Raw genomic sequence first — 18,552 nt, 5'->3', positions numbered from 1 at the left:
AGTAATTTAAGGGGTGATCTAATGGCTATTCTGGTTATTGCAGAACACGACAATAGCACCCTGAAAGGTGCAACTCTGAACGCAGTTACCGCCGCATCTCAGATGGGCGATGACCTACACGTACTGGTCGCAGGCGCTGGTTGTGGCGCGGTGGCTGAAGCGGCTGCACAGGTTGCAGGCGTTAGCAAAGTGCTGGTAGCAGACGCAGCAGCCTACGAGCATCAGCTGGCCGAGAACCTGTCCAAGCTGGTAGCTGAGCTGGGTAAGGACTACAGCCACATCGTATCGCCAGCGACGACTACCGGCAAAAACTTCCTGCCACGCGTAGCGGCATTGCTGGATGTTGCACAGCTCTCCGACATCACTGCAGTAGAAGCGGCGGACACGTTTCAGCGCCCAATCTACGCGGGCAACGCAATTGCGACTGTTCAGTCCATGGATGCGATCAAAGTGATCACCGTGCGTGGTACTGCATTTGATGCCGCAGCAACTGAAGGCGGTTCCGCAGCGGTTGAAGCAGTGGGCTCCGTACACGATGCCGGTATCTCCAGTTTTGTCGGTGAAGAGATGGCTGTCTCCGACCGTCCAGAACTGACCGCTGCAAAAGTGGTTATCTCCGGTGGTCGTGGTATGGGCAACGGCGAAAACTTCGCGCTGCTGGAAAAGGTGGCCGACAAGCTGGGCGCTGCCGTCGGTGCCTCCCGTGCCGCGGTTGACGCAGGTTTTGTACCGAACGATATGCAGGTCGGTCAGACCGGTAAGATCGTTGCGCCTGAACTGTACATCGCTGTCGGTATCTCCGGTGCGATCCAGCACCTGGCAGGTATGAAAGACTCCAAGGTCATCGTTGCCATCAACAAAGACGAAGAGGCACCTATCTTCTCTGTGGCTGACTATGGTCTGGTTGCGGACCTGTTTGAAGCTGTTCCTGAACTGGAAGGCAAACTGTAAGCACCTCCCTTCATTTGTACCACCAGAGCCGACGGCGCGTCGGCTCGTCCTTTACCTTGGCAGGACTTCATAGGGATATGTGATGCATCCCGACTAGTACTATGCCTTTATCCTTGCCCGATGCGGATACGCATCGGGCTTTTTTATGTTTGATTGAGCTTCAGGGCACAGTGCTTACTTTGGTGATGCTGCTACTGGGCCTTTCGATACTCTCCGTATTGCTCTCTCCAAACAGGGTCATGCGCCTACGCAAATTGTAAAGATCCCTTTACATACATATATGCCTGTCGCGTTCTTGGCATTGTATTTTTGTTTATCTATCAAAGGAGTAGCAGGGTGGTGTTGAATTTGCTTCAACTATTGTTGCAGTGCAATTTTGCATATCACTCAAAGATTTCCTGGGAGGTTTGCTATGAAGCTTAGGGTATTAGCAGCTATAGGGTTTGCTGCATTGTTAGGTGTATCCGCGGGATTTGCAGATGAGGGAAAGGGAGGTGGTAATCGCTGGGTGTTTAACCTGGTTGGAGCGGATGAGATGTATGTTGGGATGGTGCCCGATATTGATGGTGATGGCGTTGAAGATGAAGCATTTTGTTTTGATGTTGATCTGGTGAACGGGAAAAACCGCCAAGTTATAGGTTCAGCAACAGACTGCTTGTCTAATGTCGAAGGTGGAGGGCAAGGCGGATTAATGTTGGTCGGTACGACGTTTTTTAATTTGCCTCAAGGTACACTGGTTACACGCGGTTTAACCTCTGTGCAGCCTGTAAACCAAGTAACTATTACTCCTGATGGTTTTCCAATTACTCATATTACCGGCGCTTCAGGTGATTCAAATGCGGTGTTGTCGGGAAGTGGTGTTTTTGATGGGCGTGAAGGAAGGGTTCGTCTTTCCGGAATGGTTAATCTCTCCGAATTTACCGGAGAAGGTACACCGATCTTTTTCGACTGTTTGTTTATTGTTGACTTAGAGTAGGTGGGTACAGGAGACGTTTTCCTGTTGTTAGGTTAAGTCAAAAAATGTGCCCGGTGAGGGTGGCTTTCGCCACCACTCAACCGGAAGGAAGGGGAATCTAATTCGGGTCGTGTACCCTTTACGCGGCGGCCGCGGCGCGGGTGCTGTGTTCAGGGTGCGTTGCGATGAAGTGCTCCAGCACTTTCTGCAACAGTAATTCATGGCTGCGATTTCCATCGCGCTGAGCCTTGTGTATATCGTCCAGAATAATGCTTTTAATCTTCTGTTCGCCATCGTGGTTGATCATATACTGTCCGAGTGCGAGCGCGATCATAGGGTCCATATGTTCATGCTCTGCAATGGCGTCTACCTCATCAGCGGTCAGATCGCACATATCCAGACATTCTTCGTATGTAAGCATTGTTAAACCTCATAGCTCGGTTGATAAGCTGGTTTTTATTATTTTTGCTGGACAGGTACCCGTACAACTTTGCTCGGGGTCTATCAGTGTAGGTGAGGGGGTGGCGAATCTCTAACCTGTTTGGCAGACATTTTTTCATATGAATTTCGTTCAAGAATTATCTATTTCATGCTGCATATGCACAGCAAAAACGCGGCTTTTTATGAGAAAATGTCATAATTACAGCGCTTTAAAACCACCGTGCGGAAGCAAAAGATGAATATTGATCTTACAGAACTGTCACAAAATCAGGTTTATCACACGATGACGCAAACGGTCGTGCCTCGGCCAATTGCCTGGGTGTTGTCCGAACATGAAAACGGCAAGCTTAATCTGGCGCCGTTTTCCTATTTCAACGCTGTGTGTAGTGCGCCACCGGTTGTTATGCTGTCGATGGGGCGTAAACCGGATGGTAGTGATAAAGATACCTTCCGTAATATCGTTGAGCGCAAGAAGTTCGTTATTCATCTGGCCCATCCGGAATTGGCACCTCAGGTGACCAAGTCTGCCAAGGTGTTGCCGGAGGGAGAATCTGAGCTGGAATTGGTGGAGATGGACACGGTGCCGTTTGACGGCTTTGTTCTGCCGCGGTTGAAGGGGGCTCGTATCGCATTTGCGTGTGAGTTGTATAAGCTTGATACGATCGGCGACAACAACCAAAACCTGGTGTTTGGTAAGTTGGAGCGTATCTGGCTGGATGATGAAGTAGTCACCACGGATGCCAAGGGACGCACCAAGGTGATGGCGGATAAACTCGACCCGCTGGGACGTCTGGGTGGGAATGAATACGTTACATCTGGAAGCATACTCGATATTCCCCGCGAGATTTGAGGCGGGGCAAGCCGGATGCCATTACCGCTTGCAGGAACGCATGTGATCCCAAAGCTATAAGTGAGGTGAATCTTTAGGTGTTTATGGTGCTCTCCTCTTATTGATTCAGGGGGCTGTTTATTCACTCATTTAGCAATTCCTGGGCGTGTTGAACAACGGGGTGTTTGTTTTCCAGTGTTGCCAGGTTGATGGTAAAGCAGCAACCCTGACCGGGTGTGCTTGTGCAATTGATTGTGCCTTTCAGTGTGTCAGTGATTATCTTTCGGACAATGAAAAGACGGGATACGGGCTCTTCTGTGTTTCGTAAGGTTGTATCGAAAGGTTCAAACATACTCGCTAGTTGGTTGGGGGCAATTTCTAAACCGCTAACGTTCACCTGCAGACAACAAACCCCGGCCCCTTCCTCTGCATAAATACTGATCTCGGCCAACTGTTGTGGCGGTGTTTCGCGGGTGCGGTGCAGTGCGCCAACTATGAGGGTGGTCAGCGCCTGAACCAATGCTCCCGGATAGGTGCTGATTTGCAGCGAGTGGGGGCAGGTTATCGATATGTGATACGACGTGCTTTTCAATATAGGTTGCATGGATGCCGCAAGCTTCTTGAGGTATGGTGCCAGTTCGATGGTGCGTATATCTGGATTTAGCAGGTCGAGTGTGATCTGTCGGGTATCTGATGTCATGGCCGATACGAAATTGAGCTGAGTCTGAAGCTGGTTGCAGGTGTTTATGATCAGATCAAGATGGCAGCTGAGCTCCTCCCCGTCTAATTGTCTGGTATCTGTCGACGCTTTTTTCTCTACGGTAGTTGTCTGCAAGTTTGAAACAGCCGTTATTGCGCTACCGAGCGGTTTAATGATCTCCTGCGATAAACTCGCCATTAAGCTACCTAAAGCAGCCATTTTATCTGAATGGATCAATTCGTTACGGGTCTCACTCAGTGCTTCCCTTAGAGCTGTAAGCTCAAATTGGTTTTGCTGCAGGTTGCGTGCGCTGCTGTTTAGGCGTTGTTCCAGTTTTTGGTTCAGGTTCTGCAGCTTGCGGGTTTGCTCCTCCACGTGCAGTTCTTGTGTGGACTTGGTCTCTATCAGGTTTTCGGTGAGGCGGTTGAAGCTGATCGCCAGCTCCTGCAGTTCTGGAGTCTGTGAGGAGGGGATGCGTGTGCGGAGGTTTAGTTCGCCTTGTTGTATTTTTTGAGTGTTTGACGCCAGTGCCCGGATTGGCATAACGATGGCTCGAGCCAGAACTATACCCAGTACGACAGCTGTGAAAAGCAGTGCGATAGCGACCAGAATTAGTTGCTTCTGGAAGTTAGCGATGGGGGAGAGAATTTCCTGCTGGTCCATTTTTACGACAAGCCCCCACTGCATCTCCGGTATGTACCGGGTTGCGGCCATCACAACCACTCCCCGGTAATCAGCGACCTGCTCCATGAGTCCTTCCTTGCCAGAAAGCCCCGCCAAGAGAAGATTGGCTTTGTTGATGGTATAGGAGGGGATCTGTTGCAGGGGTGTTGATGGCTTATGTCTTAAGGGAGACAGATAAACGGGCTGATATTTTGTATCGTAGGCGGTTAGGATTGTTTCCCCTGTTTGTCCTAATCCGGTGTAGTCGCGAGTTGCCTTTAGCAGTTCGTCTGCGTGCAATGTCACTACGACGCGTCCGATTATCTCTCCCTCTAATTCCATTGCGGTTTCCAGTCTCACGTACAGGGTATCCTGTGTGTCGGTCGCGAAACTGACGAGCCTGATCTTAGGTTTGTGCCGGGGGATGGCTGGAGTGAGCTCCATTTGGGTCAATGTATTGCCCGCGGTTGCGATCGCAGGGCCATTGATAGGGCCGACGGCGATGGAATCGACTGCTCTTACCGAATGTTGTGCGTCTGAAAGTATCTTGTTGACCTTTGCTAAAGCGCTGGGATTCCCCGTGAGCAGGTAGTCCTTCAGGCTGACGCGAAGCTGGGTACGGCTGGCAATCAAGGCGACGCGGTCCTGCCAGGCCGTAATCACATGGGAGATTTTGTCGCGCTGATTGTTTGCTACTGCATTAAGACGTTCCTGAACAGATGTTTGCAGGATCTGCTTGCCACTCAAATAGGACATAATGCCAAATGGCAGTATTGCAACCAAAGCTAATCCTATACAGGCGGCGATTATGCGATTGTAGATCGACATCCTTGTCTCCTCCTAACCTGATTATTCAGGTTTATTGAGTGAAAGGCTCAGGGTATTTGGTGCGTTGCAGATATACCAGTGAACGGGTTGCTATCTATTCTCGTGTTGAGATCATGCAATGGCATATCGTCAAAAGTTTAGAATAAATTGTAGGAGATGCAGCAGAAAAATGCCTGCATATTGACTTTAAGCAAAGAGGCAATATGCAGCCTCATTCGGCTGACCGTTAGGGCTAAACTGATTGTTTTTAATCTTCCTAATATTGGCGCTGCGCCAAGCAGAGGGATTATATCTGTATTTGATAGTTTGTTTATTTGGGGTGCCGGTTAGGGAGATTTTTTGAACGGGAGCCAAGTTGTAAGTTCAGCAATTTGTTCTCGCATCATCGCTTCCTCCTCTTCAAGGAAGCGTGCAATCGGCTCGCGGAATCCAGGCTCCTGAATCCAGTGAACAGACCAGGTTTCGATGGGTTCAAAGCCGCGCTGGATCTTGTGTTCGCCCTGAGCGCCCGGATCAAAGCGCTCTAATCTTTCCCGGATGCAGTATTCGATGCCTTGGTAGTAGCAGGTTTCGAAGTGCAGACTGTCGTATTCCTCAAGACAACCCCAATAACGCCCATACAAGGTTGTGCTGCTGCGCAGCGACAATGCTCCGGCAACGGCTTGTTCATCAACAAATGCAACGACCAGCACAAGGTGTTCTGGCATTGTGTCACGCAGCCGGGTGAAAAACTCCGGTGTGAGGTAACCCTTGCGGCCGCGTTTCAGATAAGTGATCTGATAGAAGTGGTAAAACCGGTGCAGCAGGGTATCGGTGATCTCCTTGCCTGCAAACGTACGTAGCTCCACACCCTGATCGGTTACTTTCTTCCTTTCTTTGCGCAGGTTCTTGCGCTTGCGTGAGCTGAAGTGCTCCAGGAAGTGATCGAAATCCCGGTACTCATGGTTAAACCAGTGATATTGGCTGCCCAGTCGGGGCATCAGCGTTTCTGAGCGGAACAGGTCAATCGTATCTTGCGGGGCGAACAGGCCGTGCCAGGACGAGGCATTCATCTTCGCCGCGATTTGTGGGATGCCTTCACGAATCACCGGAATGACCTGTTCAAGGGGGCGCTTTGTGCCGATGCGGGGGCCGTAAGCAGGAGTAAACGGGATGGCTGAAAGCAGCTTGGGGTAATACTCAAGGCCATATCGCGAGTAAGCATCCGCCCAAGCCCAGTCAAATACGTACTCGCCGTAGGAGTGCTGCTTCAGGTAGAGGGGCATCACTGCTACCGTGGTATCTCCCTCTTTCAAAGAAAGGTGCAGGGGAAGCCAGCCGGTGCCTTTTCCTACGCTGCCGGATTGCTCCAATGCATGCAGAAATTCGTATCGCAGAAACGGGTAATCGGTGCCGCAAAGTTCATTCCAAAGTTCAGCACCGATCGATTCAATATTGTCAGTGAGTACGATATCAAGCATATTTGCCTATACTCTTACCTGTAAGAGATCCGCTAACGTCTGGAATTGTAAGTATATTTCTCCGGAGGAACCATGGACGAACTGGAATTGGAATTTGAACTGCATCCACAGCTGGCCGCTGATTGTATTGTACTGGGAGACTTCCCGCTATGTCGCCTGTTGCTGATGAACGATGCGAACTATCCCTGGTTTATCCTGGTGCCTCGTCGCGCCGGTGCGACCGAGATTTATCACTTGTCGGAAGACGAACGCTGCCAGATGATCCACGAATCATCCTTTCTGGCTGAAAACCTGGCGGACATTTTTGCGGCGAGAAAGATGAATGTGGCATCACTGGGCAATATGGTGCCGCAGTTGCATATCCATCATGTGGTGCGCCGAGAGAGTGATCCCGCATGGCCGGGTCCGATCTGGGGTAAGGTGCCGGTGCAGCCTTATACCGATGATCAGATCCATGAGATCCGCCATAAAGTGGAGGTGTTGCTGAGCAATACCGGCGAAGTCAACATCACGCCCGAAAGCTAAGACATAGCGTCCCGTCCCTTGAGCTGATCCCTCGTGGTCAGCTCACCTTCAATTATGCCTTCCTTAGGGCCTGTAACCGACAGGTAAATCGGTTATAATCGCGCGTTTTCCGTAGATCTGTATTTGGAACGCGTTTTACAATGCCTATCTATGATTATGAATGCCAAAGCTGCGGTCATGAGTTTGAAAAACTGGTGATGCGTAGCGATGCGCCAGCGCCAAACTGCAAATCCTGTGATAGCGATCAGGTGGAAAAGAAGGTCTCTGCACCGGGATTCCGCTTGGCAGGCAGTGGCTGGTACGAAACAGATTTCAAAACCGGTAAGAAGAAAAACCTGGCCGGTGACAGCGGAAGCAGCAGCTAACGCCGTCTGTAAACGAATTGAATTTAGCTCTGACACCCGGTTTTTGGGGTGTACTGGTAACTTAACAGGAACAGGAAACTATGCGCAGCCATTATTGCGGCGATCTGAGAAAAGAACACGTTGGCGAAGAAATTACCCTGAACGGTTGGGTACATCGCCGTCGTGACCACGGTGGTGTTATCTTTCTGGACGTGCGTGACCGTGAAGGTCTGACACAGGTTGTATTCGATCCAGATCGTGAAGAAAGCTTCGCGCTGGCAGACAGCGTACGTAACGAATACGTAATCGAAGTACGTGGCCTGGTGCGCAACCGTCCGGAAGGTACTGTCAACCCGGAGATGCCGACCGGTGAGATCGAAGTACTGGGTAAAGAGCTGGTTATCCTGAACAAAGCTGAAACTCCTCCGTTCCAGCTGGACGAGCACCAGCATGTAGGTGAAGACGTACGCCTGCGTCACCGTTACATCGACCTGCGTCGCCCTGAAATGCAGGAAAAACTGCGCTTCCGTTCAAAGGTTACCAACGCAATCCGTAACTATCTGGACGACAATGGCTTCCTGGATATCGAAACGCCGATCCTGAACCGCGCGACTCCGGAAGGTGCGCGTGACTACCTGGTGCCAAGCCGTGTGCATGAAGGTGCTTTCTTCGCGCTGCCGCAGTCGCCACAGCTGTTCAAGCAGCTGTTGATGGTTGCAGGTTTCGACCGTTACTACCAGGTTGCTAAGTGTTTCCGTGACGAAGACCTGCGTGCTGACCGTCAGCCAGAATTCACCCAGATCGATATCGAGACATCCTTCATGGATGAGGAAGGTATCATGGGTATCACCGAAACAATGATCCGCAAGTTGTTCCTGGAACTGAAAGGCGTTGATCTGGGTGACTTCCCACGTATGCCGTTCTCCGAAGCGATGCAGAAATACGGTTCCGACAAGCCGGACCTGCGTTTCCCTATGGAGCTGGTGGACGTTGCGGACCTGATGGCTGAGATCGAGTTCAAGGTCTTTGCAGGTCCTGCGAACGATCCGAAATGCCGCGTAGCTGCCCTGAAAGTGCCTGGCGGTGCTCAGCTGACCCGTAAAAACATCGATGAATACACCAAGTTCGTGGGTATCTACGGTGCGAAAGGTCTGGCATGGATCAAGGTGAACGCGATCGAAAACGGCATCGAAGGTCTGCAGTCGCCAATCATCAAGTTCCTGGGCGAAGAAGTAACCATGGCGATCATGGAGCGTCTGGGTGCTCAGAACGGCGACATCGTCTTCTTCGGTGCAGACAAAGCTAAGATCGTTTCTGAAGCGTTGGGTGCGCTGCGTATCAAAGTCGGCGAAGACCTGGATATGGCGCAGTGTGAGTGGGCTCCGCTGTGGGTTGTTGACTTCCCGATGTTCGAAGAGACCGATAACGGTGGTCTGACTGCGCTGCACCACCCGTTCACCGCACCAAGCTGTTCTCCGGAAGAGCTGAAGGCCAACCCGCTGGAAGCCTTGTCCCGTGCATATGACATGGTATTGAACGGCTGTGAGCTGGGCGGTGGTTCCGTACGTATCCACGATCAGGAGATGCAGGCAACCGTTCTGGAGATCCTGGGTATCTCTGACGAAGAAGCCGACGACAAGTTCGGCTTCCTGCTGAAAGCGTTGCAGTACGGTGCGCCTCCGCACGGTGGTCTGGCGTTTGGTCTGGATCGCCTGATCATGCTGATGACCGGTACTGACTCCATCCGTGAAGTGATTGCGTTCCCGAAAACTCAGAGTGCGTCTTGCATGATGACTGAGGCGCCAGGGGAAGTAAGTGCGGCTCAGTTGCGTGAGTTGAACATCAAGCTGCGCAAGACCCCTTAAGTCCCATCAGGGATCTAATGGAGCCGGGGCGAATGGTGCTCTGGTCTCCGAGAAAAAGCCGAGACTGCTGTCTCGGCTTTTTTGTTCGTCGGCCATCAATTTTGGTTGCATCAAGCGGTGCGGTCCGGCGTATTATGGTCGGCGACGATTGGAACAGACGGTTTTATGTTAATACTAGGTATCGATCCGGGCTCCCGTATCACCGGTTTTGGTGTGATCAACAGCGTGGGATCGAAAAACGAATATGTAGCCAGTGGCTGTATTCGCATCAAAGGCGATGAGCTGCCGGAGCGCCTTCAGCAGGTCTATGAAGGGGTGACGGAGGTTATCAGTCGTTACTGTCCGCAGGAGATGGCGATCGAGCAGGTGTTTATGGCGCGCAATGCTGACTCTGCACTTAAGCTCGGGCAGGCGCGTGGCGTGGCGATTGTAGCGGGTACCAATCAGGATCTGCCGGTGCACGAATACGCTGCGCGTAAGGTAAAGCAGTCTGTGGTGGGTAAGGGATCTGCCGATAAGACCCAAGTGCAACATATGGTGGCGCACATTCTCAAGCTGCCGGGCTTGCCCCAGGTGGATGCGGCCGATGCGCTGGCGATAGCGTTGTGTCATGCCCATACCCGTGCCAGCCTTGTGCAGATGGCGGGCGCTCGTCGCAACAGAAATGGCCGGTGGCGCTGAATGCAGTACGAATCTTTTATCTACCTTGCTGAGATCGTCGGTGTGGCGGTGTTCGCCGTCACGGGTGCGCTGGCCGCTCAGGGGAAGCGTGTGGATATTCTGGGTGTGGTGATTCTGGCGATTGTGACCGCACTGGGTGGTGGGACCATTCGGGATATCACCCTTAATGCGCACCCGGTCTCCTGGCTGGCGAATACCAGCTATCTTTGGACGGCGATTATCTCAGCCGTTGGAGCCTTTATTCTCTGTCGCTATGTGGCCTATCCTCGCCGTGTCCTTTTGGTGTTGGACGCGATGGGGTTGGCGCTGTTCTCCATTCTGGGTGCGCAGAAAGCCTTGGCGATGGGGCAGTCTGGTGTCGTTGTCGTGATGATGGCCATGATCACGGGTACGGCCGGTGGTATGATTCGTGATGTTCTGACCCGAGAGATTCCTCTGGTACTGCACCGCGGCGGTGAAATCTATGCGACCCCTGCGATGGCAGGAGCTATTTTCTTTGTTGCCTTTAATGGTTCGATCGATGATCGCCTGCTGGCGCTGATCTCGATGGGGCTTATTTTTGCGGCGCGTATGGCGGCGGTGTTTGCCGATCTGCGCTTGCCGGAGTTTATTGTGGCTGGTCACCGTCTGGAATCTGAGGCGACCGCCCGAGATATGGAGAAGTAAGACCGTGATTGGACGGCTTAAAGGGGAGTTGCTGGAAAAGCATCCGCCGCAACTGTTGATCGATGTAAACGGAGTGGGGTACGAAGTGGAGGCATCCATGAATACCTTCTATCGTTTGCCTGAGTTGGGCAAGCAGGTAATCCTGTTTACGCATTTTGTGGTGCGTGAGGATGCCCAGTTATTGTACGGTTTTGCCGATCGCGAAGAACGTCTTCTGTTTCGTACCCTGATCAAGGTAAATGGTGTGGGGCCGAAACTGGCGCTAACAATTCTGTCGGGTATCAGTACCAATGATTTTGTGCGGTCTGTCCATGATCAGGATACGGCTGCGCTGGTTCGCCTGCCGGGTGTGGGTAAAAAGACTGCCGAGCGTCTGATTGTTGAGATGAAAGACAAACTCAAGGATCTGCAGGTTAAAGACTTTGGCGAGTTTCAGCTTAGCGGTGGCGGTGATCCGGATCTTGCTGAGCCTGTATTGCCTGCAACCGATCATCGTGCCGAGGCTGAGAGTGCGTTGGTGGCCTTGGGTTACAAGCCTGTTCAGGCAACCAAGGCGATTGCAGCGGCAGAGAAGGCGCTGGGGGCTGGGGCCAGCAGTGAGGATCTGATCCGTCAGTCCCTGAAGTCGATGGTTACCGGCTGATCTTGTCGACCGAAAGCCGAATAGCCAGAACCTGTATCAGTATTAATAGTTAAGTGTGATTTTGAGGCTCCATTCATGATCGAAGCAGATCGTTTTGTAACGCCAACCAGTAACCCGGTTGAAGAAGCCCAGGATCGGGCGATCCGTCCCAAAACCTTGGAGGATTATGTTGGGCAGCCGGTGGTGCGCGAACAGATGGAGATCTTTATCCATGCCGCGAAAGGGCGTGGAGAAGCGCTGGATCATACGCTGATCTTTGGTCCGCCAGGGCTGGGTAAAACCACGCTGGCCAATATTATCGCCAATGAGATGGGGTCGGAGATCAAAACCACCTCCGGTCCGGTGTTGGAAAAAGCCGGCGACCTGGCGGCTTTGCTGACCAATCTTGAGCCGGGTGATGTGCTCTTTATCGATGAGATACACCGCCTCAGCCCTAATGTGGAGGAGGTGCTCTATCCGGCAATGGAGGATTATCAGCTGGATATCATGATCGGCGAGGGACCTGCAGCCCGTTCGATCAAGCTGGAGCTGCCGCCCTTTACCTTGGTTGGGGCAACAACCCGCGCGGGTTTGCTGACGTCGCCGCTGCGTGATCGTTTCGGAATCGTGCAGCGCCTGGAGTTCTACAATGTCGATGATCTATCGAGTATCGTGAGTCGTTCGGCTGCATTGTCGGGTACCGGTATTGATGATCATGGTGCACGCGAGATTGCCTGCCGTTCCAGGGGCACGCCACGTATTGCCAACCGCTTGTTACGACGTGCACGCGACTATGCCGAGGTCAAAGGGGATGGGCATATCACCGCTGAGTTGGCGGATCGTGCTTTGAATATGCTGAATGTGGACAACAGCGGTTTCGATCATATGGACCGCCGTATGCTGCTGACCATGATCGAGAAATTTGGTGGCGGTCCGGTGGGGGTCGAAAGTCTTGCTGCTGCCATCAGTGAAGAGCGCGATACCATAGAGGATGTGCTGGAGCCGTACCTGATTCAGCAGGGTTTTATCATGCGTACCCCGCGTGGCCGTGTAGCAACAGATCACGCCTATCGCCACTTCGGTATCGACAAACCGGACATGGATCAATAGATCTCAACTTAATCACGCGATGCAGCCCTGGCTGACATCTGTCAACGCCTGTATCCCAGACCTTTGTCTAAGATGTAAGTCATCATCATATAACGATAAAAAAGGTCTGCAAATGGGCACCATTATCACGGCATCTAAGATACTTGCGTTAAAAGCTGAGATTGAGAAAGACCTCAAGCGACTGCGCGAAGAGGCGCGTGAAGAGTTTCGTGATACTCAGAAGATGGGGGAGGTTGCGTTCGCTGGCGAAAGCCATGATCGTGCTGAAGAGGCGGAGCAGGCTGCAACAGTTGCTGTAAATCTGCTGAATCTCTCTCGTCATACCGAAGAGATCCGGGCCTGTATTGAAGCGCTGCACCGCATTGAGGAAGGTGATTACGGTATCTGTATCGATTGCGGAGAAGATATCGAGTTAAACCGGTTGTGTGCCAACCCAGTGACGCTTCGTTGTGTAAGTTGCCAGATTGAAGGGGAATCCCTCAAGGCTGTAAGTTAGGCGATGCGCAGCATCGCCTTTCACTCTTAAGTACCTCCTGTAAGTTTCTCTCCTTTTTAATGTAATCCGCAGCTGTTATTGTTTCCCGTTCATTCCTGTTATTCGGGCCGGTATTGGTGGGTCTAAATAAACAGGTCGAGAGTGTGAACTTTTGGCAGGGATTGTCGTCCCATCTCAAGCTGTCACCCGTAAGGGGCTCTCGCGAGGTGGTGGTATGCGGTTTAGTGTCGGTTTTTTCGGTTAGCGCGGTTAATCGTCAAGGCACAGGACGTGATCTCTGATATATCCCGCCGGTATAATTTGAAACCCAATTTTCCTGAACAGGCGACCCGTCCGCCTGAGCTTACTCGTAAAGTTATAGAGGGCAGCCGAAGTGGTTGAGAAGATGTCTATCTGGAGCCTGGTGGTTAACGCCAGTGTTGTTGTTCAGCTTGTGATGCTAATGCTTGTTGCGGCGTCATTGCTCTCCTGGGTGATGATTTTCCAGCGACACTTCTTCCTGCGCCGTACAAAAAAAGCGCTGTTGAAGTTTGAAGAGCGATTCTGGTCAGGCGTAGACCTGAGTGCCCTGTATCGGGAAGTAACCGAGCATCCAAATCCGGACTGTGGCGCAGAGAATATTTTTCGCGCAGGCCTGAAGGAATATACCCGTTTGACCCAGCAGCGTACGTCCGATCCGGATGCGGTAATGGAAGGTGTGCAGCGGGGCATGCGTGTGGCGATGTCCCGCGAAGAGGATAAACTGGAGCAGCATCTTCCGTTTCTCGCATCTGTCGGTTCGGTAAGCCCGTATATCGGTTTGTTTGGTACCGTATGGGGCATCATGAACTCCTTCCGTGGCCTGGCTAATGTGCACCAGGCAACTCTCGCATCTGTGGCGCCAGGCATCTCCGAAGCATTGGTTGCAACAGCTATCGGTTTGTTTGCTGCAATTCCGGCCGTTATCGCTTACAACCGATTCTCATCTAAAGCGGAAAACCTGTTGGGTAGCTACGAGACCTTCGCAGACGAGTTTTCGGCAGTGCTGCACCGCCGTGTTTACGCAGCGTCTTAAGGTGCGGATATGATTAGACGCCATCGAAAAGCCAGAAAGCTCAACGCCGAGATCAACGTCGTACCTTATATCGACGTGATGATGGTGTTGCTGGTGATTTTTATGATCACTGCGCCGATGCTAACGCAGGGAGTTCAGGTGGAGTTGCCGAAAGCGGCAGCAGAACCGGTAGATGACAAGGATAAAGAGCCGGTCATTATCACCGTTAATGCTGAGCAGCAGTATTTTATTGATGTTGGCGGCGATCCCGAGGAACCGTTGGATGCTGAAACGGTATCCGAGCGTGTGCGGAAAATCCTGGCGGCCAATCAGGACAAAATGTTGCTGGTACGTGGTGATAAAAATGTTGATTACAACGCAGTGGTTCAGCTGATGGTGCTTCTGCAGCAGGCGGGTGCCGGCACAGTCGGACTGGTAACCGAGTAGGGCCAATCTGGTGAGACTAAACAGTTATTTTGTCCCTGCCTTGCTGGCGCTGTTATTGCACGGTGCGGTGTTCTTTGTTCTGGCGGATATCTGGTTTGACCAGGAAAAAGAGGTGCGTCGTGTGCCGAGGCACGTTAGCGCCCAGATTGTTGATCTGAAAACGGTGACCACGCAGGCCGATAAAAAGCGTCAGGCAGAAGCTGCCAAGAAAAAGGCAGCAGAGCAGGCCCGGCAGAAGAAAATAGCGGAAGAAAAACGTAAGAAGGCTACGGCCGAGAAAAAACGCAAGCAAGAGATTGCGAAGAAAAAAGCCGCTGAGCAAAAGCGCAAAGAGGAAGTGGCCAGGAAAGCTGCGGCCGAGAAGAAGCGCAAGCAGGAAATAGCACGTAAGAAGGAAGCCGAGAAGAAGCGCAAAGCGGACGAAGCTAAGCGCAAGGCTGAAGCCAAACGTCAGAAAGAGTTGGCAGCGAAAAAAGCCGCTGAGAAAAAAGCAGCTGAAGACGCGCGTAAGAAAGCGGACGCTGAGCGAAAGCGCCAAGAGCAGGAGCGTATAGCAGCCGAGAAGAAACGTAAGGCTGAGGAAGAAGCGCGTCGTAAAGCGGCCGCTGAAAAAGCGCGTCAGAGCGCTCTGGCTGCGGCAATGGCTGAAGAGGAAGCGTTGCTGGCAGAAGAGGAGGGGCGTCAGTCTGCGCAGAGTTACGAGTCTTATGTGCGTGAGCTGATCTCTAGCAATTGGCGTCGATCCGCCAGCGCCCGCAACGGAATGATCGTTGAGCTTTCCATTCATCTGCTTCCTTCAGGGGAGGTGGATGATGCATATGTGAGTAAGTCGAGCGGTGATGACCGGTTTGATCGTGATGCGGTACGTGCGGTGATGAAAGCGGAGCGTTTTCCGGAGTTGCAGAACCTTGATCCAGCGGTGTTTGATCGGTATTACCGTAAGTTTACGATGATCTTCCGCCCAGAGGATTTGCGCCGTTAGACAGTAAGTAACATCAGTTTATTGGAACTACTGATATTGTGTGCGTGTCGTACTCGCTAATGTGCAAGCGTAAACAGGTCATTATAAAGATCGGAGAATCTTACAGTGAGACTTTATAAATACATCGTTGCTGTGTTGTCTGTGTTATTGGTTTCGCTGCCGCTCAAGGCGGAGTTACGTATTGAGGTAACACAGGGTGTGGATAAGCCAACGCCGCTGGCGGTGGTGCCGTTCTCCTGGAGCGGAAGTTACGGTTTGGCTGAAGATGTCGCGGGTGTGATCGCCAACGACTTCGCGCGCAGTGGTCTGTTCCGCGTGATGGAGCGCAACAACATGCTCAGTAATCCAACCCGTCAGAACGAGGTCGCGTTCCGTGATTGGCGCTCTCTCGGGCAGGAATTCTTGGTCATTGGCCGTATGAGTGCGGCACAGGGTGATTCTGTGCGTGTCGAGTACGAAGTGTACGACGTGATCAAAGAGGAGTTGATCCTGCGCGATGCGCGTGTGGGCAGTCGCAATGGTCTGCGGGATATCGCCCACGTTATTGCCGACAACATCTATGAATACTTGACTGGCGTTAAAGGTGCGTTCTATACCCGTATTCTGTATGTAACGGCGCAACAGCTGGGACCGGATAACTACCGTTACCAGTTGCGAATGGCTGATTCCGACGGTGCGCGTCCACGTACGATTCTGGAGTCTAAAGAGCCGATTATGTCGCCTAGCTGGTCCCGGGATGCACGTCGCGTGGCCTATGTGTCGTTTGAAAGCACACGTCCAGCGATCTACATCCAGGATCTGCGTACCGGTCAGCGCCAGAAAGTGCAGTCTTTCAAAGGGCTGAACGGCGCGCCAGCCTGGTCACCGGATGGCAGTAAGATGGCGCTGGTTCTGTCCAAAGACGGCAACCCTGAAGTGTACATCCTGGATCTGCTTAAGCGTAAACTGACCCGTATGACCCACCACTACGGTATCGATACAGAGCCAAGCTGGGCGCCAGACGGTCGTTCCATTATCTTTACCTCCGATCGCGGCGGGTTGCCACAGATCTATCAGATGCATCTGAAGAGCAGGACTATTGACCGTTTGACCTATGAAGGTAACTACAACGGCCGTGGTTCATTGACTCAGGATGGTCGTTTCCTGGCGATGGTGCATCGTGGGGATGACAATATTTTCCGAATTGCCGTACAGGATTTGAAGACGTCGCGCCTTGATGTGCTGACTGAAACCTTCCTGGATGAGTCGCCAACGATCGCACCAAACGGCAGTATGATTCTTTACGCTACGCAGAAGGGTACTCGAGGGGTTCTGGGTGGCGTAACACTGGACGGCAACGTGCGTTTTCTGTTGCCAGACTCGCAGGGACATGTGCGTGAACCGGCGTGGTCTCCATACTTGCAATAAGTGCGGCCAGCCTATAACGTATGCGTCAGTTGGGAATAATCTAAATTTACCGATTTTTAATGTTGGTTGAGACCAGCATATCAAGGATATTACAGGAGTATTCGATGAAAGCTTCCAATGTAGCCAAGGCCGTTGCGCTGACCCTGTCTGTAGCATGGGCTGCGGGTTGTAGTACAACTGGTGGTACTGATACTGGTGCTGCAGGTACTGATACTGCAACTGATACCGCAAGCACTCAGGGTGCTGAAGTTTCCGGTGGCGTTTCTGCTGCTGAACTGGCTGCACAGAAAGCGGCTGATGATGCTGCAGCTGCAGCTGCCCTGCAGTCTGTTTTCTACTTCGACTTTGACCGATCTGTTGTAAAACAGGACGGGCTGGCAGCTCTGGAAAAACACGCTGCTTATCTGGCAGCAACTCCAAGCGCTTCCGTACGCCTGGAAGGTCACGCGGATGAGCGTGGTACCCGTGAATACAACATGGCTCTGGGTGAGCGTCGTGCACAGGCTGTTGCTCGCATCCTGCAGGTTAACGGCGTAAACGCGAACCAGATCGAAACCATCAGCTACGGTGAAGAGAAGCCAGCAATGCTGGGCCACACTTCTGAGTCTTGGGCTCAGAACCGTCGCGTAGAGCTGAAATACGTTAGCAACTAATGTCTTCAGTTCGTCGATTCTCCACCATCGCGCTGGCACTGTCTTTCAGTGCTGGCGCCATGGCGGCATCCCCCCCCGTTATCGAGATTCGCACAGATGATGAGCCGGTGCTGGCTCAGGGTAATCTGGCTGCCCAGCCGTCCGCTGCGAGTGGTAATGCGCAACTCTTGATGATCATTCAACAGCTGCAGGACGAAGTCCGTTCTTTGCGCGGTGAGCTTGAGCAACAGGCTTTCCGTATTAAGAAGATGGAAGGTCAACAGCTGGACCGATACCGCGATCTGGATCGTCGAATCAGTGCTCTGATGAGCAATTCGGGGGCAAGTGCTGCTTCCAGTAAGCCGCCAGTAGCTGCTTTGTCCGAGCAGTCTGGTGGTGTGACGCCTTCAGGGTTTGAATCAACTGCACCACAGCCTGAGCCGCAGACCACGACGGATTCTGCCGGTGCTGTTTCAGCAGTACAGTCTCAGGTTAAGCCAGCGCAGCCGGCGTCCAGTGTAAAAAACGGTGTGTCCGATTCGAAAGCGTACCGTGATGCATTTGCATTGGTGCGGGCGCGTGACTTTGCCGGTGCCGTTGTCGCGTTTAATGCCTTCGTGCGTGATTATCCTAACAGTCCTCGTGTAGCAAACGCACACTACTGGATGGGTGAGATTCACCACGCTGAGCAGGAGCTCGAGTTGGCGCGTGAGTCCTTTGCGCTTGTACTCGGCCAGTTTCCTGATCATCCCAAAGCGCCGCATGCCGCGTATAAGTTGGGTGTGATCTATAGTGAGTTGGGTGATAAAGCACGTTCTGATGAATATCTGGATTACGTGTTAAAGAACCATCCGAAGTCCAATGTGGCGCCACTCGTCGAAGAGTTTAAGCGCCAGTAATCGTTTTCCTGGAAGT

20 protein-coding genes are annotated in these 18,552 nt (G+C 52.3%); 17 read left to right on the top strand and 3 right to left on the bottom strand.

Annotated features, from left to right (window positions below; translation table 11 throughout):
- Positions 1–21: 21 nt before the first annotated feature.
- Both QKW35_RS16885 and QKW35_RS16880 read left to right on the top strand, forming a co-directional pair.
- Positions 22–951, top strand: a complete 930-nt coding sequence (locus QKW35_RS16885; RefSeq protein ID WP_282355035.1) for an electron transfer flavoprotein subunit alpha/FixB family protein — start codon at positions 22–24, stop codon at positions 949–951.
- A 412-nt stretch (positions 952–1,363) separates the two neighbouring features.
- Positions 1,364–1,927 (top strand): hypothetical protein, encoded by a 564-nt coding sequence (locus tag QKW35_RS16880; RefSeq protein ID WP_282355034.1) that lies wholly within the window; start codon positions 1,364–1,366, stop codon positions 1,925–1,927.
- A gap of 118 nt (positions 1,928–2,045) precedes the next feature.
- On the opposite strand, the gene QKW35_RS16875 is transcribed toward QKW35_RS16880, so the two are convergent.
- On the bottom strand, positions 2,046–2,327 hold the full coding sequence (locus QKW35_RS16875; protein WP_282355032.1) for a hypothetical protein: 282 nt from the start codon (positions 2,325–2,327) through the stop codon (positions 2,046–2,048).
- A 255-nt stretch (positions 2,328–2,582) separates the two neighbouring features.
- On the opposite strand from QKW35_RS16875, the gene QKW35_RS16870 reads away from it, so the two are divergent.
- Entirely contained in the window at positions 2,583–3,197 is a 615-nt protein-coding gene (locus QKW35_RS16870; protein WP_282355030.1) for a flavin reductase family protein, read from the top strand.
- A 121-nt stretch (positions 3,198–3,318) separates the two neighbouring features.
- Here the strand turns inward: QKW35_RS16870 and QKW35_RS16865 are convergent, their stop codons facing one another.
- Both QKW35_RS16865 and QKW35_RS16860 read right to left on the bottom strand, forming a co-directional pair.
- Complete coding sequence (locus QKW35_RS16865) at positions 3,319–5,367, bottom strand: ATP-binding protein (protein WP_282355028.1); 2,049 nt, start codon at positions 5,365–5,367, stop codon at positions 3,319–3,321.
- A gap of 326 nt (positions 5,368–5,693) precedes the next feature.
- Entirely contained in the window at positions 5,694–6,827 is a 1,134-nt protein-coding gene (locus QKW35_RS16860; RefSeq protein ID WP_282355026.1) for a GNAT family N-acetyltransferase, read from the bottom strand.
- Positions 6,828–6,899: 72 nt separating this feature from the next.
- Here QKW35_RS16860 and QKW35_RS16855 point away from each other — a divergent pair, with 72 nt between their 5' ends.
- From QKW35_RS16855 to ybgF, 14 genes are all read left to right on the top strand, one after another.
- Complete coding sequence (locus QKW35_RS16855) at positions 6,900–7,352, top strand: HIT domain-containing protein (RefSeq protein ID WP_282355025.1); 453 nt, start codon at positions 6,900–6,902, stop codon at positions 7,350–7,352.
- Positions 7,353–7,492: 140 nt separating this feature from the next.
- The gene (locus QKW35_RS16850; RefSeq protein ID WP_282355023.1) at positions 7,493–7,717 is read left to right on the top strand and encodes an FmdB family zinc ribbon protein; all 225 of its coding nucleotides are present in this window, start codon (positions 7,493–7,495) and stop codon (positions 7,715–7,717) included.
- Positions 7,718–7,797: 80 nt separating this feature from the next.
- Positions 7,798–9,561 (top strand): aspartate--tRNA ligase, encoded by a 1,764-nt coding sequence (aspS, locus tag QKW35_RS16845; protein ID WP_282355022.1) that lies wholly within the window; start codon positions 7,798–7,800, stop codon positions 9,559–9,561.
- A gap of 165 nt (positions 9,562–9,726) precedes the next feature.
- A complete protein-coding gene (ruvC, locus tag QKW35_RS16840) occupies positions 9,727–10,242 on the top strand; it encodes a crossover junction endodeoxyribonuclease RuvC (RefSeq protein WP_282355020.1) in 516 nt (171 codons plus the stop codon).
- Positions 10,243–10,908, top strand: a complete 666-nt coding sequence (locus tag QKW35_RS16835; protein ID WP_282355017.1) for a trimeric intracellular cation channel family protein — start codon at positions 10,243–10,245, stop codon at positions 10,906–10,908.
- Positions 10,909–10,912: 4 nt separating this feature from the next.
- Entirely contained in the window at positions 10,913–11,551 is a 639-nt protein-coding gene (ruvA, locus tag QKW35_RS16830; RefSeq protein WP_282355016.1) for a Holliday junction branch migration protein RuvA, read from the top strand.
- 75 nt (positions 11,552–11,626) lie between these two features.
- Entirely contained in the window at positions 11,627–12,640 is a 1,014-nt protein-coding gene (gene ruvB, locus QKW35_RS16825) for a Holliday junction branch migration DNA helicase RuvB (protein ID WP_282355013.1), read from the top strand.
- Between the two features lie 112 nt (positions 12,641–12,752).
- Positions 12,753–13,136, top strand: a complete 384-nt coding sequence (locus QKW35_RS16820) for a TraR/DksA family transcriptional regulator (protein ID WP_282355012.1) — start codon at positions 12,753–12,755, stop codon at positions 13,134–13,136.
- Positions 13,137–13,521: 385 nt separating this feature from the next.
- The gene (gene tolQ / locus QKW35_RS16815) at positions 13,522–14,190 is read left to right on the top strand and encodes a protein TolQ (protein ID WP_282355010.1); all 669 of its coding nucleotides are present in this window, start codon (positions 13,522–13,524) and stop codon (positions 14,188–14,190) included.
- A 9-nt stretch (positions 14,191–14,199) separates the two neighbouring features.
- On the top strand, positions 14,200–14,616 hold the full coding sequence (tolR, locus tag QKW35_RS16810) for a protein TolR (protein WP_282355009.1): 417 nt from the start codon (positions 14,200–14,202) through the stop codon (positions 14,614–14,616).
- Between the two features lie 10 nt (positions 14,617–14,626).
- Positions 14,627–15,598 carry a cell envelope integrity protein TolA gene (gene tolA / locus QKW35_RS16805; RefSeq protein WP_282355008.1) on the top strand — a complete coding sequence of 324 codons (972 nt, stop codon included), beginning with the start codon at positions 14,627–14,629 and terminating at the stop codon, positions 15,596–15,598.
- Positions 15,599–15,703: 105 nt separating this feature from the next.
- A complete protein-coding gene (gene tolB / locus QKW35_RS16800; RefSeq protein WP_282355006.1) occupies positions 15,704–17,005 on the top strand; it encodes a Tol-Pal system beta propeller repeat protein TolB in 1,302 nt (433 codons plus the stop codon).
- A 104-nt stretch (positions 17,006–17,109) separates the two neighbouring features.
- Positions 17,110–17,658 carry a peptidoglycan-associated lipoprotein Pal gene (gene pal, locus QKW35_RS16795; protein ID WP_282354989.1) on the top strand — a complete coding sequence of 183 codons (549 nt, stop codon included), beginning with the start codon at positions 17,110–17,112 and terminating at the stop codon, positions 17,656–17,658.
- Positions 17,658–18,536 (top strand): tol-pal system protein YbgF, encoded by an 879-nt coding sequence (gene ybgF / locus QKW35_RS16790; RefSeq protein ID WP_282354987.1) that lies wholly within the window; start codon positions 17,658–17,660, stop codon positions 18,534–18,536. The genes pal and ybgF overlap by 1 nt, the downstream gene beginning before the upstream one ends.
- Positions 18,537–18,552: the final 16 nt, after the last annotated feature.

The sequence above is a fragment of the Pontibacterium granulatum genome (genome assembly GCF_029961155.1).
Taxonomy (GTDB): Bacteria; Pseudomonadota; Gammaproteobacteria; order Pseudomonadales; family Balneatricaceae; genus Pontibacterium; species Pontibacterium granulatum.
This window is presented reverse-complemented; position numbering and strand designations above follow the sequence as displayed.